This window comes from Nesterenkonia sp. Act20 (assembly GCF_019173455.1).
Classification (GTDB): Bacteria; Actinomycetota; Actinomycetes; order Actinomycetales; family Micrococcaceae; genus Nesterenkonia.
This window is the reverse complement of record NZ_JADPQH010000001.1, coordinates 634,572-649,056: the sequence shown is the minus strand read 5'-3', so window position 1 is coordinate 649,056 and position 14,485 is coordinate 634,572. Positions and strand designations below refer to the sequence as shown.

The window sequence follows — 14,485 nt, the reverse complement described above, 5'->3', positions numbered from 1 at the left end:
TCGGATCTTCAATGGTCTGATTCCGGGCGCATATGGGGATGTAGCTTAGTGGTAAAGCTTTGGTCTTCCAAACCAACGATGCGGGTTCGATTCCCGTCATCCCCTCCAGTCAAGTACAAGCCTCTCCCGCTCAGCTGGCCTTATCGGTCATCGCAGGGGAGGCTTTTCGTGTATCTGCCTGCTGAGAGATCTCCGGAGTGAGAGGAACCCATGGCGCGTCCCCGGATCTACTTCGTGGTCCAGCCGACCGTGGCCCACTATCGCGAACCGTTGCTGCGCCGGCTGCTGGAGTCCTCTCGCTACGACTTTGACCTCGTGGGGCGTTTCAAGAACTCGGAATCCTCCAGTGCAGACACCATCCATTCCGCCGCAGAGGAGGTCCTCGCCAAGGTCCGTCCGCTGCGGTTCTCGGCAGTCCGCCAGTTCTGGTGGGAGCATGGCCAGATCCGGGAGATCTGGCGCGGCGAGCATGATGCCTATGTGATCGCAGGGCGTATTCCGACCGTCTCTGCCTGGGTCGCCTCTGCATCGGCGGCGCTGCGCGGACGCACGCTGATCATGTGGGGCCACGGCTGGAAGCGCCCAGAGGACGGGCTCAAGCGCCGCATCCGACTCGCCTTCTACCGGCTGACCGACGGCCTGCTGGTCTATGGTGACCGGGCCAAGGAGCTGGGCAGCTCCTACGGGGTCCCAGCGGAGAAGATCCAGGTCATCTACAACAGCATCTATCCGGAGTCGAAGATCGGTGCAGCCCGAGAGAACGACGACGTCGCCGCCTCGCCCGCCACGATCATCTACAGCTCCCGGCTCACCGCCCGGCATCGTCTGGACCTGCTCGCCCAAGCCCTCGGCGGCATGGAGGCCGAGGCGCGGCCCAAGGTCCTGATCGTCGGCGAGGGTGCCGAGCGTCCCCGGCTCGAGGAGGTCTTCGCCGCTCTCAGTGTGGACGCCGAGTTCCTCGGCGCCGTCTATGACTACGCCGAGCTGCGCGGGCTCTATGCGCAGGCTGATCTCGCCGTCTCGGTGGGCGGGGCCGGACTGAACGTCACCCAGGCGATGAGCTTCGGGGTGCCGGTGCTCGCCGAGGACGGAAACCCCGACTCGAGCCCCGAGATCGAGGCAGTCATCGAGGGCGTCACCGGGCGGTACTACCAGAGTGGTGACGCGGACTCTCTGCTCCGGGTCCTCACGGAGCTCCTGGCGTCCCCGGAGCAGCTGAGGCAGCTGGGGGAGGCGAGCCTCGACGTCGTGCGGGATCGCTATACCGCCGAGAAGCATGCCGAGGCGATCGAGAACGCCCTGGACGTGCTGCTCGCCCGCGCTGCGAGGCGGTCCGGCGCAAAGCGCTGAGCCGGGTCAGCTCCGGTTCGGCAGGATCATGTTCGTCATCCGCGCGGTGGAGAGGCGACGGCCGGCGTCGTCGGTCATCACGATCTGGTGGCTGGTCAGCTGACGGCCCAGGTTGATCGGGGTACAGGTCGCCGTGACCAGTCCCTCGGTGACCGACCGGTGGTGTGTGGCGCCGAGTTCGGTGCCGACCACGGCGTTGTCCACGCCGAGGTTCACCCGGGCGTGCAGGATCGCGGCGATGGAGCCGAGCGTCTCGGCGAGCACCATGTGGGCGCCGCCATGGAACAGCCCCATGTTCTGCTCATTCCCCGCTACGGGGAGGGTGGCCACCAGCTTGTCCGGGTGCATCTCCACGTAGCGCAGCCCCATCTTCACACCCAGCGGGGTGACCCCATGGGGGCCGGTCCACGGCTGATACTCCGGGGGAATCCCGGCGGCCTCCATGCGCGCGAGGCGTTCCTCTTCGTTGGGGAACGGGGTGGGGGCGGCGGGTTCCTGGTGGCCGGAGACGTGGTTCAGTGCATCATGCTGAGAAGTCATGGGCTCCAGCTTAGATGTTGCTGGCGCAGCGAATGACCTAGTGCAGGCGCACGGGGATGCTCCCGGGCATGCTTCCGGGGGTGCGCCAGGGGCGGGGCACCTCTGGGGTGAGCGGCGGGGGTCACGATAGGCTGAGGACCGTGTCAACTAGCCCCCATAAACTCCTGGTCATCGACGGTCACTCCATGGCGTTCAGGGCCTTCTACGCCCTGCCCACCGAGAGCTTCCTCACGGATTCCGGCCAATACACCAACGCGGTGCACGGCTTCACGAACATGCTGCTCAAGCTGATCCGCGAGGAGCTCCCCACTCATGTGATCCTCGCCTTCGACCTGGACACCCCCACCTTCCGGCACACCTCCTACGCCGAGTACAAGGGCGGCCGTGCGAAGACTCCCGAGGAGTTCCGCGGTCAGATCGACCTGATCAAGCAGGTCGCCGAGGGGATGAACATCGCCGTGGTGACCCTGGAGGGATACGAGGCCGATGACATCGTCGCCACCTACGCCACCCGTGCGGACACCGCCGGGTGGGAGACGCTGATCGTCTCCGGGGACCGTGACACCCTGCAGCTGGTCACCGAACGGACCACGCTGATGTACCCCACCTCTGGCCTGTCCAAGGTCGCGATGCTGGACCCGGCCGCGGTGGAAGAGAAGTACCTCGTGCCGCCGCTGAAGTACCCGGACCTCGCCGCACTGGTGGGGGAGTCCGCAGACAACCTGCCCGGCGTGCCCAAGGTCGGCCCCAAGACGGCCGCGAAGTGGATCGCCGAATACGGCTCCACCCGCGGGATCATCGAGAACGCGGACGCCATCGGCGGCAAGGCGGGGGAGAACCTCCGCGAGGCGCTCGCCGATGTGGAGCGCAACCTGGAGCTGAACCTGCTGCTGCGTGACCTCGATCTCCCCGTGGCGCTGGAGGATGCCGAGCTGCAGCTCCCCGACCGTGAGGTCCTGGACCCGCTCTTCGACGCACTGCAGTTCAACCAGATCCGTGAACGGCTCTTCGAGACCTTCTCTGCGCGCTTCCCTGAGGCCGTGGTGGCGCCCGAGCCCACCGAGGCGCTGCCCGCGGTCATGGTGACCGAGCAGGTTGAGGAGCTTGCAGCTTTCCTCAAGACCCACGCGGGGGCGCCGATGGCGATCGCGCTCTGCCTGGACCGCAGCGGCGAATCGCTGACCACCAAGCCCAAGCGGGACGAGGCAGCCCGCGTGGCGGAGGCGCTCGCCGTCGTGCTGGTGCCGGCAGCCTCCGGGGAGGTGGCCGCGGCGACCGAAGCGGCGGAGATTGCCGAGGCCGGCGAAACCGATGACGACGCCGGGGAATCCGCCGCTGAGCCGTCCGGCCTCCCCGCGATGGCGGTCTCGCTGAGCGCCCTCGACGCGAAGGCCGATGCAGTGCTTGCGGAGTGGCTGCAGGATCCGGAGGCGCCGAAGCTGGTCCATGACATCAAGGACGCCGGCAAGCGGCTGGCCTGGCGTGGGCTGCACCTGCGCGGGGCCGTGGAGGACACGCTGATCTCCGGGTACCTGATCCAGCCGGATCGCCGGAACTTCGCCTTCACCGAGCTGGTCACCCAGTACCTGGGTGCTTCCACCGATCCGGCCTCCTACCTCGGAGGCCACAGCGCCGACGACGCCGAGGCGCCCGGTTCCCAGGGGCCTGACCTGTTCTCCTCCCAGGACCTGCTTCCCGGGGTCACCGCGGAGGATCTGGACGCTGCGGCTCTGCATGGGATGCTGCTGCATCAGCTCTCTCAGGCGTTGGGGGAGCAGCTGGTGGAGCGCAACGGCGAGAAGCTGCTGCGGGAGATGGAGATCCCGCTGGCCGAGATCCTGCTGCAGATGGAGCTCACCGGGATCGCCGTGAGCACCGAGAAGCTGGAGTCGCTGGACGCGGAGTTCGCCGCCGCCATCGAGCAGTCGGCGCAGGACGCCTACGCGGTGGTGGGGCATGAGGTGAAGCTGGGCTCGCCCAAGCAGCTGCAGACCGTGCTCTTCGAGGAGCTCGAGCTCCCCACCGCAGGGGTGAAGAAGAACAAGACCGGGTACTCCACCGATGTGGAGACCCTGCAGGCGCTGCTGATCAAGACGCAGAACGACTTTCTGGTGCACCTGATGAACCATAGGGACTCCAGCAGACTGCGCCAGACCGTCACGGGTCTGACTGAGACGATCACCGGGGATGGGCGGATCCACACCACCTATGCGCAGACTGTGGCCGCCACGGGTCGACTCTCGTCGCTCAACCCGAACCTGCAGAACATTCCGGTGCGCACCGCGGCGGGACGGAAGATCCGTGACGCCTTCGTGGTCGGCTCCGGCTACGAGACCCTGCTCACCGCAGACTACTCGCAGATCGAGATGCGCATCATGGCCCACCTGTCTCAGGACCAGGCACTGATCGAGGCCTTCCGGGCAGGGGAGGACCTGCACAGCTTCGTCGGTTCCCGGGTCTTCGGCGTGGACGCCTCCGAGATCACGCCCGAGCAGCGCTCGAAGGTCAAGGCCATGAGCTACGGGTTGGCCTATGGGCTGTCCAGCTTCGGGCTCTCCAAGCAGCTCGGCATTGGAGTCGATGAGGCTCGGAACCTGATGAATGAGTACTTTGAGCGCTTCGGCGGAGTCCGGGACTATCTGCGTGAGGTGGTCACCCAGGCCAAGAAGGACGGGTTCACCTCGACCATCTTCGGGCGTCGTCGCTACCTGCCGGACCTGACCAGTGAGAATCGGCAGCTGCGCCAGATGGCCGAACGCGCTGCGCTGAACGCCCCCATCCAGGGTTCCGCGGCGGACATCATCAAGCAGGCGATGATCGGCGTGGACTCAGCCATGCGCGCGGAGGGACTCAAGTCCCGGCTGCTGCTGCAGGTCCACGATGAGCTCATCTTCGAGGTGGCCGCGGGGGAGCGTGAAGCCCTGGAGACCCTGGTGGTGACCCACATGGGCGCCGCCGCGGAACTCGACGTCCCGCTGGACGTGCATGTGGGCGTGGGCTCCTCCTGGCACGAAGCCGCACACTAGGCGAGGGCGCTGCAGATCTCCCGAGCTGATTCCGGCAGTCGGCCTGCTCAGCAGCTGAAGAGTGCCCCGAGACCCTCGGCGCGAGCGGGATGGCCTGCCGATCGCAGCCCCTGCCAGGCTGTGACCTGGTTGGCAGTGAGCACGGGAACGCCCAGGGCCTTCTCGAGTCTCGGCAGCAGGGCGATCGTGTGCAGGGCGGTGTCGGGGATCAGCAGACACTGCGCGCCGGTGAGATCGGCGGCGCGGGCGGTCTCGAGCACCCACTCGGCGTCCAACAGGCCAGCATCCTCGCCGCTGGGAACGTGGTAGGCGGACAGCGCCGTCACCGTGATCCCATCCTGCTCCAGGAATCGGAGGAAGTGGGAGGCGACCTCCTCCGGGTATGTCGCGGCCACCGCGACCTTGCTCAGACCTAAGTGGCGCACGGCCTCCGCGAACGCCAGGGAAGTGGAGGAGGACGGGACGCCGACGGCCCGCTCGATCCACCCGGCCTGCTCCCGGCATCCATCCAGGCCATAGACGAAGCTGCCCGAGGTGCAGGCCCACATCGCGGCTCCGGGCGCGAACTCGCGGGCCTTCTCCGCGGAGGGAACCAGGTTGGTTCGAGAGCCCAGGGTCAGCAACGCGTCGACGTCGTGGTCGGTGCTGCCCTCCCAGGTGTGGATCACTGGGAAGGAGGTGTCTGGGATGAGCTGCTCGAGGGCGGGGTACTCGTCCTCCGCACTGTGGCCGGGGTAAAGGATGGCGACGGTGTGCATGGCGGCCTGGCTTCTCGTGAGGCATTGCGTGTCTTCCCGGAAAACCTACAGTTAAGTTGTAGACATTCATAGGGTGCCGTTGTGTGACGCCTTCCCTCCGTCGAATGGAGACTGCTGATGGCCCGGTATCTCACCGTCACGCTGGAGAAGCGCGGCGTCACCGCCCGAGCCCGACTGCTCGACGAGGAAGCCCCCCGCACCGCCGAGGCCGTGTGGAAAGCTCTTCCCCAGTCCGGGCAGGTTTTTCACGGAAAGTTCGCACGCAATGAGGTCTACGCACTGTTCCCCGCCTTCGCCGCCGAGGAACCCGGTCCGGAGAACCAGACGATCACGCCGATTCCGGGGGACCTCTGCTACTTCACCTTCGAGGGCGTGCTGGAGAATCCCGCCTACGGATACGAGGCGTCTGCGGGAACCGCCGAGAACCGATTGTTGATCGACCTCGCCGTCTTCTATGGGCGCAACAATCTGCTGGTCAACGGCGACGTTGGGTGGGTCCCGGGGAACGTCTTCGCGACGATCGAGGAGGGGCTCGCCGAGCTTGCCGCCGCATGCCAGGACGTGTGGATGGGTGGCGCCCGCGGGGAGACGCTGAGCTTTGCTCGCGCCGAGGGGCCTCTGACCCCCTGAGCCGATCCCAGGTTCGAACCGGTTGGTCCCGGGGCGCAGGCTCTTCCACGGTCTTCATCTGCTGGAAACCTCCGTGCGGGTGGTAGCCCCTATAGTCAGAATTCTCCTGACACAGTGCGGATCAGCTGTGACGGGGCACCCTAGGCGAACCTTTGTACTTCACGCCAACATTCCTGCCAGGTCTAGGAGCACACATGGCACCGGAAGTTCAGGGCCTCCCGTCTGGCCCGCCCATCCGCGCGGCGATCGGTGTCGTCACGCCGTTCGACATGGAGCTCGACGCAGAGCTGTGGCGTTGGCTCCCCGGCGATGTCGACCTGCTGATGACCAGGACTCCGTTTCTGGACGACGTCGTCACGGTGGAGTTCGCACGGGAGGTGGCGGAGACGAGTGTCGTCACCGATGGCGTCCGCCGCGTCACGGCCGGTCGTGCGGACGTGGTCCTGTACGCCTGCACATCCGGAAGCTTCGTGCGTGGTCGGGCAGGGCAGGAGGATCTCGTGCGCGCGATGACGGATGTCGGAGCGCGCGAGGCGGTGACGTCCTCCGGTGCGATCGTCGAAGCGCTCTCCGTCCTTGGCATCACAAGGGTCTCGACGGCGACCCCATATACGCCGTCGTTGTCGCTGCTGCTGGAATCCTTCCTCCATGAATACGGCGTCACCGTGACCGGCAGCGCGGAGCTCGGGCTCGATGGGCGTATCTGGGAGGTCCCTTATGCGCAGACCGCGGAGCTGATCCGCCGGGCCAATACGCCCGCCGCCGAGGTCGTCGTGGTCAGCTGCACCAATCTTCCGACGTACGACCTCATCGCACCGCTCGAGGCCGAACTGGGGAAGCCCATCATCACCGCCAACCAGGCCATCGTGTGGGCCGGGCTGCGGCGGTTGGCGAAGTTCGCGAACGGCGAAGGGCAGACGCTGCTGCGCACCACGGCGAACCGTGAGCAGTCCGGACCCGGACCGACGGAGCGGTACCCCCTCCTCCCGCTCGCAGCAGGACGTGTCGGCGAAAGCGCCGTGACACCACCCGTCCTGAGCGGCCCCTGAAGTCTTCTCGAAGGCTCCGCTGAGCCTCCCAGCTCCAGCGCACCACCCGCCGACCGGTGCTGCGGATGGCATCCTCGCGCAACGTGGGTCCGCGAAGTCGACGGCGCGGTCCCAGGCCGCACGAAACCGCCTGGTGCAGAGAAGGGGCCGCCACTGCGACAGGGCCTCCTCGAGGGAGCTCGGTCTTGGTGATTCGCCCGAGCGCGGCATAAAACACCACGACCGCTGGATCGAAGGGCATACGGGGCACCGTGTCCAGCAGTGCGAGGGCGAGCGGCTCCACCGAGGCCGTCAGACCGGCCGAATCTGAGGTCAGTCCAGCGAGGCACGCCGGTGTCATCTGCTCACTCGGGATCACACGGTCTGCTGCCGAGGCTGCGCGAAGCTCCGCCCGCGTCACGCCGCGGGGGAGCGGAGGCTCACGCAACGGCGCGGGATGACTCAACCGCCCAGGTTCTGCGTGCAGCCCCACCTGGCGCGCGGCTCGAGGCATAGACGCCTTGCCTGATGGGCACCAGTCGCGCCTCGTCTGGCACCTGCACCTCCGGACCGATATCGTGAACTACTGTGGCAGACCTACAGGCACCCCAGCAGCCCGCGATCGCACCCCTGGCGAAGGGGCTGCGCAGCGAGACCTTCCCCGCGGCGCTGACCACGGATGGCAAGTCCGTGAACCCCCAGACGGCCGCCTTCGCCCGGACCGCCGAACAGGGCTTCTACGAGCCGTGGTTCTCCGATGAACAGATCGACCGGATCGGGCGAGCCCTGGTGGCCGACGAGCAGACTCTCTCCGCGGTCTATGTGGACCGCGATGCTGCTTCCCAGGAGTATTGGGGCCCCGCGCTCGCAGAGGTCGGCTTCGACGCCGAGCACCCCGTGGGCACCTTCGTGGACTATGACAAGACCCTCAATGCGGGTGGCCCGAACGGTCCGCTGCCGGCGCGGCTGATCACCGTGGTGACGGTGAACCCAAGCTTCCGCCGCCGAGGCATCCTCAAGCACCTGATGACCTCCGCACTCTCCCGGGCCGTGGCGGACGGGCTGCCGGTCGCCGCGCTGACCGTCTCCGAGGGCGGCATCTACGGCCGCTTCGGCTTCGGCTGCGCCACCCGGGAGGCACGGATCCGGGTGGATCTGGGCGAGGGCACCGGGGAGGGGTTCGCCCTGCGCACCCAGCCCCCCGGCCGGGTGATCTCCGCCGATCCGGTCAAGCTCGACGAGGTCATCGGCACCAGCTTCGCTGCGTTCCATGCACGCACCCGCGGATCCATCGGGCGTCAGCAGACCTATCAGATGATCAGCACCGCACGGCTGAACCCCGAGGACCAGAGCGCGTGGAACCGGAACCTCCGCGCCGCGGTCCACATCCGCGAGGACGGCAGCGTCGGCGGGTATGTCACCTTCAAGCACGAAGGCTGGGACACCGAGCCCAGCACCATCCGCCTCTACGACCTGATCGCCGGGGATGACCAGAGTCATCTCGCCCTCTGGAACTACGTGGCGAGCCTCGACCTCGTCCGTCGGGCGACCATGCGCACCGCGCCGCTCGTGGACCCGCTGCAGGCGGCGCTGGTGAATCCGCGCAGCTATCGGGTGGAGTCACTCAGGGATCTGCTCTGGGTGCGGATCCTCGACGTGAAGAAGGCGCTCGAGGCCCGTGCGTTCAACGGCGATGGCGAGTTCGCCCTCAAGGTGGAGGATCCGTTGGGAATCACCGGTGGCCACTTCACGGTCAGCGTCAACGACGGCGCCGCCACGGTCACTCCTGCGGAGGCTTCCTCCCCAGCAGAGCTGCCCTCGCTCCAGATCAGCGTCGAGTCCTTGGGCTCGATGTATCTCGGCGACGTCTCCGTCCGGACGCTGCACGCCGCGGGTCGACTCGGGTCCAGCACGGAGCAGGACGTGGAGCGGATCTCCCGCATCATGGATCTGCCGACCGCCCCGTTCTGTGCCACGCACTTCTGAGCCGTGAGCAGCCCGGACTGCCGGTTGATTCGTATTGGATTGCCGGTATAAACTGACCGGGCGCGTTCTGCGCACAGAGTCGTCTCCGACATCTGATGCAGATTCAACTCAACAGTCCGCCCTTCGGCGTCCACGCCGGAATCGGGACCTGACGAGTTCACCCTGTTCATCTGTCCATCGCTCGGTGCACCAGAACGTCGCCCTGCACGGCACGCCCGTGCACTGACCACGCCAGCACACGATCCATATCGGAGCCCCTACTACATGACCACCACTACCACTGCCCCACAGGTCGCCGTCAATGACATCGGCACCGCAGAAGAGTTCCTCGCCGCAGTAGATGCGACTATGAAGTACTTCAACGACGGAGACCTCGTAGAGGGCACCATCGTCAAGGTCGACCGCGACGAGGTCCTCCTCGACATCGGGTACAAGACCGAAGGCGTCATCCCGTCCCGCGAGCTCTCCATCAAGCACGATGTGAACCCGGACGAAGTCGTCGCCGTCGGCGATCTGGTGGAGGCTCTGGTCCTCACCAAGGAGGACAAAGAAGGCCGCCTGATCCTCTCCAAGAAGCGGGCTCAGTACGAGCGCGCCTGGGGCGACATCGAGCGCATCAAGGAAGAGGACGGCGTCGTCTCCGGCACCGTCATCGAGGTCGTCAAGGGTGGCCTCATCCTGGACATCGGTCTGCGCGGCTTCCTGCCGGCATCGCTGGTGGAGATGCGCCGTGTCCGCGACCTGGCGCCCTACATCGGCCAGGAGATTGAAGCCAAGATCATCGAGCTGGACAAGAACCGCAACAACGTGGTCCTGTCCCGCCGTGCATGGCTCGAGCAGACCCAGTCCGAGGTCCGCTCCTCCTTCCTCAACAAGCTCGAGCGCGGTCAGGTCCGCACGGGCACCGTCTCCTCGATCGTCAACTTCGGTGCGTTCGTGGATCTCGGCGGCGTCGACGGTCTGGTTCACGTCTCCGAGCTGTCCTGGAAGCACATCGATCACCCGAACGAGGTTGTCGAGGTCGGCCAGGAAGTCACCGTCGAGGTCCTCGAGGTGGACATGGATCGCGAACGCGTCTCCCTGTCGCTCAAGGCCACGCAGGAAGACCCGTGGCAGACCTTCGCCCGCACTCATGCGCTGGGCCAGGTCGTCCCCGGCAAGGTCACCAAGTTGGTGCCCTTCGGTGCATTCGTCCGCGTGGAGGACGGCATCGAGGGTCTGGTGCACATCTCCGAGCTGGCAGTGCGCCACGTTGATCTGGCCGAGCAGGTCGTCTCCGTGGGTGACGAGCTCTTCGTCAAGGTCATCGACATCGACCTCGAACGCCGCCGCATCAGCCTCTCGCTGAAGCAGGCCAACGAAGGTGTCGACCCCGAGGGTGCAGAGTTCGATCCCGCCGTCTACGGCATGGATGCCGAGTACGACGACGCCGGCAACTACAAGTACCCCGAGGGCTTCGATCCGGAGACCAACGAGTGGATGGAAGGCTACGACGAGCAGCGTTCCGTCTGGGAGGCTCAGTACGCCAAGGCCCAGGAGCGTTGGGAAGCGCACAAGAAGCAGGTCGTCGCAGCTATCGAAGCAGACGCCGAAGCTGCCGCTCAGGCAACTGTCGGTTCCAGCTCCTCGAGCAGCAGCAGCTCCAGCAGCAAGTCGGAGCCTGCTCCGTCGAACTACTCCTCCTCGCAGAACACCACCACTGAGGATGCCGGCACGCTGGCCTCCGATGAGGCGCTGGCTGCTCTGCGTGAGAAGCTCACCGGAAACGGCTGATCTTCACGGCTGATCTCAGCTGAATGAGAAGAGGGCCCGTTCCACCGATCTGGTGGGACGGGCCCTTTTCGTGCGCCGTGGGGATCAGCTGGCCGTGGAGACCGTCACCGTGAAGCGCGCATCGCGTGCGAGCTGCTGGGTGGGTCCGATCTCTCGAGTCAGCACCGCTCGGTGCTTCAGATGCGAGTTATAGACGCAGTACAGCCTTCCTCCTGGCGCGAGCACCCGCGCAGCGGCCCGGATCAGCCGGTTGGCCGCCGCCGGGTCCACCGCGTTGCCCTGGTGGAACGGCGGATTGAGCAGGATGAGCTCAGCCGAGGAGTCGGCAAGACGGGACAGCGCATCGTCGCGCATCGCCTCGATCCGGTCTGCCACGCCATTGGCGGCGGCCGTCAGGCGGGTGGACTGCACTGCCGAGGCGGAGTGATCGGTGGCGATCATGCGCAGCTCCCGGTGGCGCAGCGCCAGGAACGCGCTGACGGTCCCGTTGCCGGAGCCGAAGTCCACGGCCTCCTCGGCGCCGGGGAACTCCGCGTGGGCCTCGGCGGTCTGCAGCAGCAGCCGCGTGCCGGGGTCCAGCTTGGTCCCTCCGTAGGTGGCGCCCATGCTGCATAGGATGAGATCGGTCGGTGCCGCCCCGGGCACGCTGATCTGGTGGGCCTGCGTGCGCGGCTCGGCCGCGGGCACATCGCCGCGTGGCGCCCGCGCCGTGAGGATCCGCGACTTGGACCGTCCGCGGCCCGCCGACACGTCGGAGAAGTTCTTCTCCAGAACCTGATTCATCGAATGGTTCATATGCTTGTCCCTGCCCCCGGCAAGCACGACCACGTCGGCTGCGGCATGCTGGCGGATGAGCCAGGCCCAGTCGGCGAGCGTCTCCAGGGAGCGGGGGAGATGCATCAGCACCGTGTGCACCCCGGCGAAGGCCTCTGGCTCCGCGTCGTTCAGGGCGGGCAGCTCCGCGGGGACGGGGGCGGGCAGCTCGTAGCGCCTCGCGTTGCGCTGGAGACCAAGCTCGGCCCCCAGCTCGTCCTGGACGACGCGAACGGCGGAGACGGCGTCCTCCACGGCGGCGCAGGCTGCGCGAGGCCTGCCGGCGTCGGAGATCAGCGAAGCCAGCACGGGCAGGGTGAGAGCTCCGGACCGGTCATCGAGGATGAGCACACCGTCACGCGCGTGGCCGTGCTCCCACCATGCGGCGGCGGTGTCGAGCAGCAACATGTCCACCGCATCTGCCGGGGGGCTCAGCCGGGTGAAATCGAACGTCTCGGTGAGCTGAGAAGGGTGGACGTCGGGGGTCTGCCCCGCAGGAAGTGACATGTTTCAAGCTTAGAGGCTCTGCTGATCCGCTGGTCCCGGAATGCAGAGGGGAATCGTTATTCGAATGAGATCGCGGACGCTGCTCCGGGAGATGGCGGGCGAGACCCAGAGAATCCGGGTTCAACACCCCGTCTGAGAGGGCAGGAATCGGCCGACCCGCCGCGATCGCGGGTGCATTCTGCGCGAGAATTCCATAGCGTAGGAACGATCACCCGCCGGTCAGGCCTCAGCCAGACACTATGAAAGGCAATGATGCTGCTCCGCCTCCACGATTTCTTCAGGTTGAGAACCAGTCCGATCCTGTTCTTCGGCTCTGCTGCCATCGTCATCGGGTTCGTGATCCTGACCCTGCTCATCCCCACCGGAATGGGTGAGTTCTTCGGGACCTGGTCCTCCTGGATCTACGAGAACCTCGGATGGTTCTACATCTCCGGAGTGACCATCTTCCTGGTCTTCCTCATCTATAAGGCTTCTGGTCGCTTCGGACGGATCAAGCTCGGTGCCGACGGCGACGAGCCAGAGCACTCAGATGTCGCCTGGTTCGGCATGCTCTTCGCCGCAGGCATCGGCACCATTCTGATGTTCTGGGCCGTCGCGGAGCCCGCCAACCACTTCGCCAACCCCCCGCGCGGAGAGCAGATGGGCGTGGAGCCGCGCTCCATGGAAGCCGCCAATGAGGCCATGGGCTTCACGCTCTACCACTTCGGTCTGCACACCTGGACGATCTTCGCGCTGCCTGGCCTGGCCTTCGCCTACTTCATATACAAGAGGAACCTGCCCCCGCGCGTCTCCTCGATCTTCCAGCCGATGCTCGGCGACAAGATCCACGGCCCGATCGGCAAAGGCATCGACATCCTGGCGATCGTGGGCACGATCTTCGGCGTGGCCGTCTCGATCGGCCTGGGCACCCTGCAGATCCACGCCGGGCTCGCCAGCCTGCTGGGCATCAGCGACTCCGCCTGGAACTTCATCATGATCATCGCCGTGGTCACGGTGATCGCCACGATCTCCGCAGTCCTCGGCGTCGATAAAGGCATCAAGCGGCTCTCGAACTTCAACATCTGGACCGCGATCGCGCTGCTGCTCTTCGTGCTGGTCACCGGTCCCACCGTCTTCATGCTGCGCGGCATGATCGAATGGACCGGCGTCTACGTCTCGATGCTTCCCGAGCTCGCGTTCTGGAACGACACGCTCGCCGACACCGGCTGGCAGAATTCCTGGACCATCTTCTACTGGGCCTGGACTGTGGCCTGGGCTCCCTTCGTGGGCATCTTCATCGCCCGCATCTCCCGGGGACGCTCCGTGCGTCAGTTCGTCGCCGGCGTGCTGGGACTGCCTACGCTGTTCACGATCATCTGGTTCGGGATCTGGGGCGCCGGTGTCTTCGACATCGAGCTCAATGGTGACGGTGGACTGGTGGACACCGTGCTGGACGACGGCGTCGAGGGTGCTCTCTTCGCATTCCTCAATGAGTTCCCGCTGGCCACCCTGACCTCCTCGATCGCCATCATGCTCGTGGGCATCTTCTTCGTCACCTCGATGGACTCCTGCTCACTGGTCCTCGACGACATGTGCAACGGCTACGAGGGCAAGGCCCCGCTGCACCAGCGAGCCTTCTGGACCATCGCCATCGGCACCATCGCGGCCGTGCTGCTCACCGCCACCGGCGAGGGTGGCTTGGCGGCGCTGCAGAACGTGGCCCTGGTCCTGGGGCTTCCGTTCTTCATCCTGGGCTACTTCATGATGTACAACCTCTCCCGTGCCATGCGTGAGGACGCCGGCGAGATCGGCTTCCTGAGGACCCGTCGCTGGCTCAAGACGCTTCCCCCCGAGGAGTACGAGCGCCGCATGGAGGAGCCGGACGAGTCGCTCCAGGAAGCAGTGGTCGCCCCGGATTATCACGAGGGCACCCAGCCGGAGAACGCTCCGGACGTGGACCACGCGGATCAGCCCCCTATCGTGGAGCAGTACCGGGTGCGCACCGGCGATCTGCCCACAGTGGGGCCGAGGGACCCCGGGGGCCCTCACGTGAGTCACTGAGCTGCGTCGAGTGATTCGCCGTGTTCTGCCTGGA

At 66.2% G+C, this 14,485-nt stretch carries 10 protein-coding genes and 1 tRNA gene; 8 read left to right on the top strand and 3 right to left on the bottom strand.

The window, feature by feature from the left end; all coding sequences use genetic code 11:
- The first annotated feature begins 34 nt into the window (after positions 1 to 34).
- Both IY716_RS02935 and IY716_RS02930 read left to right on the top strand, forming a co-directional pair.
- Positions 35 to 108: transfer RNA gene (locus tag IY716_RS02935), tRNA-Gly, on the top strand.
- Between the two features lie 102 nt (positions 109 to 210).
- Complete coding sequence (locus IY716_RS02930) at positions 211 to 1,350, top strand: glycosyltransferase family 4 protein (RefSeq protein ID WP_218220122.1); 1,140 nt, start codon at positions 211 to 213, stop codon at positions 1,348 to 1,350.
- 6 nt (positions 1,351 to 1,356) lie between these two features.
- Here IY716_RS02930 and IY716_RS02925 read toward each other — a convergent pair whose 3' ends face one another.
- Entirely contained in the window at positions 1,357 to 1,890 is a 534-nt protein-coding gene (locus IY716_RS02925) for a hotdog fold thioesterase (RefSeq protein ID WP_218220121.1), read from the bottom strand.
- A 68-nt stretch (positions 1,891 to 1,958) separates the two neighbouring features.
- Between IY716_RS02925 and polA the strand changes: the two genes are divergently transcribed.
- Positions 1,959 to 4,916 carry a DNA polymerase I gene (gene polA, locus IY716_RS02920; protein WP_218220120.1) on the top strand — a complete coding sequence of 986 codons (2,958 nt, stop codon included), beginning with the start codon at positions 1,959 to 1,961 and terminating at the stop codon, positions 4,914 to 4,916.
- A 47-nt stretch (positions 4,917 to 4,963) separates the two neighbouring features.
- Here the strand turns inward: polA and IY716_RS02915 are convergent, their stop codons facing one another.
- The gene (locus tag IY716_RS02915; protein ID WP_218220119.1) at positions 4,964 to 5,674 is read right to left on the bottom strand and encodes a maleate cis-trans isomerase; all 711 of its coding nucleotides are present in this window, start codon (positions 5,672 to 5,674) and stop codon (positions 4,964 to 4,966) included.
- 117 nt (positions 5,675 to 5,791) lie between these two features.
- Between IY716_RS02915 and IY716_RS02910 the strand changes: the two genes are divergently transcribed.
- The 4 genes from IY716_RS02910 to rpsA all read left to right on the top strand — a co-directional run bounded on the left by IY716_RS02910 (position 5,792) and on the right by rpsA (position 11,091).
- Positions 5,792 to 6,304, top strand: coding sequence for a DUF3830 family protein (locus IY716_RS02910; RefSeq protein WP_218220118.1), 513 nt, complete (start codon positions 5,792 to 5,794; stop codon positions 6,302 to 6,304).
- 194 nt (positions 6,305 to 6,498) lie between these two features.
- Positions 6,499 to 7,353: an Asp/Glu/hydantoin racemase gene (locus IY716_RS02905; protein WP_218220117.1), complete on the top strand. Its 855-nt coding sequence runs from the start codon at positions 6,499 to 6,501 to the stop codon at positions 7,351 to 7,353.
- A 567-nt stretch (positions 7,354 to 7,920) separates the two neighbouring features.
- Positions 7,921 to 9,318, top strand: a complete 1,398-nt coding sequence (locus IY716_RS02900) for a GNAT family N-acetyltransferase (RefSeq protein WP_218220116.1) — start codon at positions 7,921 to 7,923, stop codon at positions 9,316 to 9,318.
- 264 nt (positions 9,319 to 9,582) lie between these two features.
- Entirely contained in the window at positions 9,583 to 11,091 is a 1,509-nt protein-coding gene (gene rpsA / locus IY716_RS02895) for a 30S ribosomal protein S1 (protein ID WP_192590697.1), read from the top strand.
- 84 nt (positions 11,092 to 11,175) lie between these two features.
- On the opposite strand, the gene IY716_RS02890 is transcribed toward rpsA, so the two are convergent.
- Positions 11,176 to 12,411: a methyltransferase gene (locus tag IY716_RS02890; RefSeq protein ID WP_218220115.1), complete on the bottom strand. Its 1,236-nt coding sequence runs from the start codon at positions 12,409 to 12,411 to the stop codon at positions 11,176 to 11,178.
- 252 nt (positions 12,412 to 12,663) lie between these two features.
- On the opposite strand from IY716_RS02890, the gene IY716_RS02885 reads away from it, so the two are divergent.
- Positions 12,664 to 14,451 (top strand): BCCT family transporter, encoded by a 1,788-nt coding sequence (locus tag IY716_RS02885; RefSeq protein WP_218221374.1) that lies wholly within the window; start codon positions 12,664 to 12,666, stop codon positions 14,449 to 14,451.
- Positions 14,452 to 14,485: the final 34 nt, after the last annotated feature.

Excerpts from the sequence above, each read along its gene's own strand:
- IY716_RS02925 (WP_218220121.1), bottom strand. The coding sequence starts at position 1,890 with ATGACTTCTCAGCATGATGCACTGAACCACGTCTCCGGCCACCAGGAA.
- IY716_RS02890 (WP_218220115.1), bottom strand. The coding sequence starts at position 12,411 with ATGTCACTTCCTGCGGGGCAGACCCCCGACGTCCACCCTTCTCAGCTC.
- polA (WP_218220120.1), top strand. The coding sequence starts at position 1,959 with ATGCTTCCGGGGGTGCGCCAGGGGCGGGGCACCTCTGGGGTGAGCGGC.
- rpsA (WP_192590697.1), top strand. The coding sequence starts at position 9,583 with ATGACCACCACTACCACTGCCCCACAGGTCGCCGTCAATGACATCGGC.
- IY716_RS02910 (WP_218220118.1), top strand. The coding sequence starts at position 5,792 with ATGGCCCGGTATCTCACCGTCACGCTGGAGAAGCGCGGCGTCACCGCC.
- IY716_RS02930 (WP_218220122.1), top strand. The coding sequence starts at position 211 with ATGGCGCGTCCCCGGATCTACTTCGTGGTCCAGCCGACCGTGGCCCAC.
- IY716_RS02905 (WP_218220117.1), top strand. The coding sequence starts at position 6,499 with ATGGCACCGGAAGTTCAGGGCCTCCCGTCTGGCCCGCCCATCCGCGCG.
- IY716_RS02885 (WP_218221374.1), top strand. The coding sequence starts at position 12,664 with ATGCTGCTCCGCCTCCACGATTTCTTCAGGTTGAGAACCAGTCCGATC.
- IY716_RS02915 (WP_218220119.1), bottom strand. The coding sequence starts at position 5,674 with ATGCACACCGTCGCCATCCTTTACCCCGGCCACAGTGCGGAGGACGAG.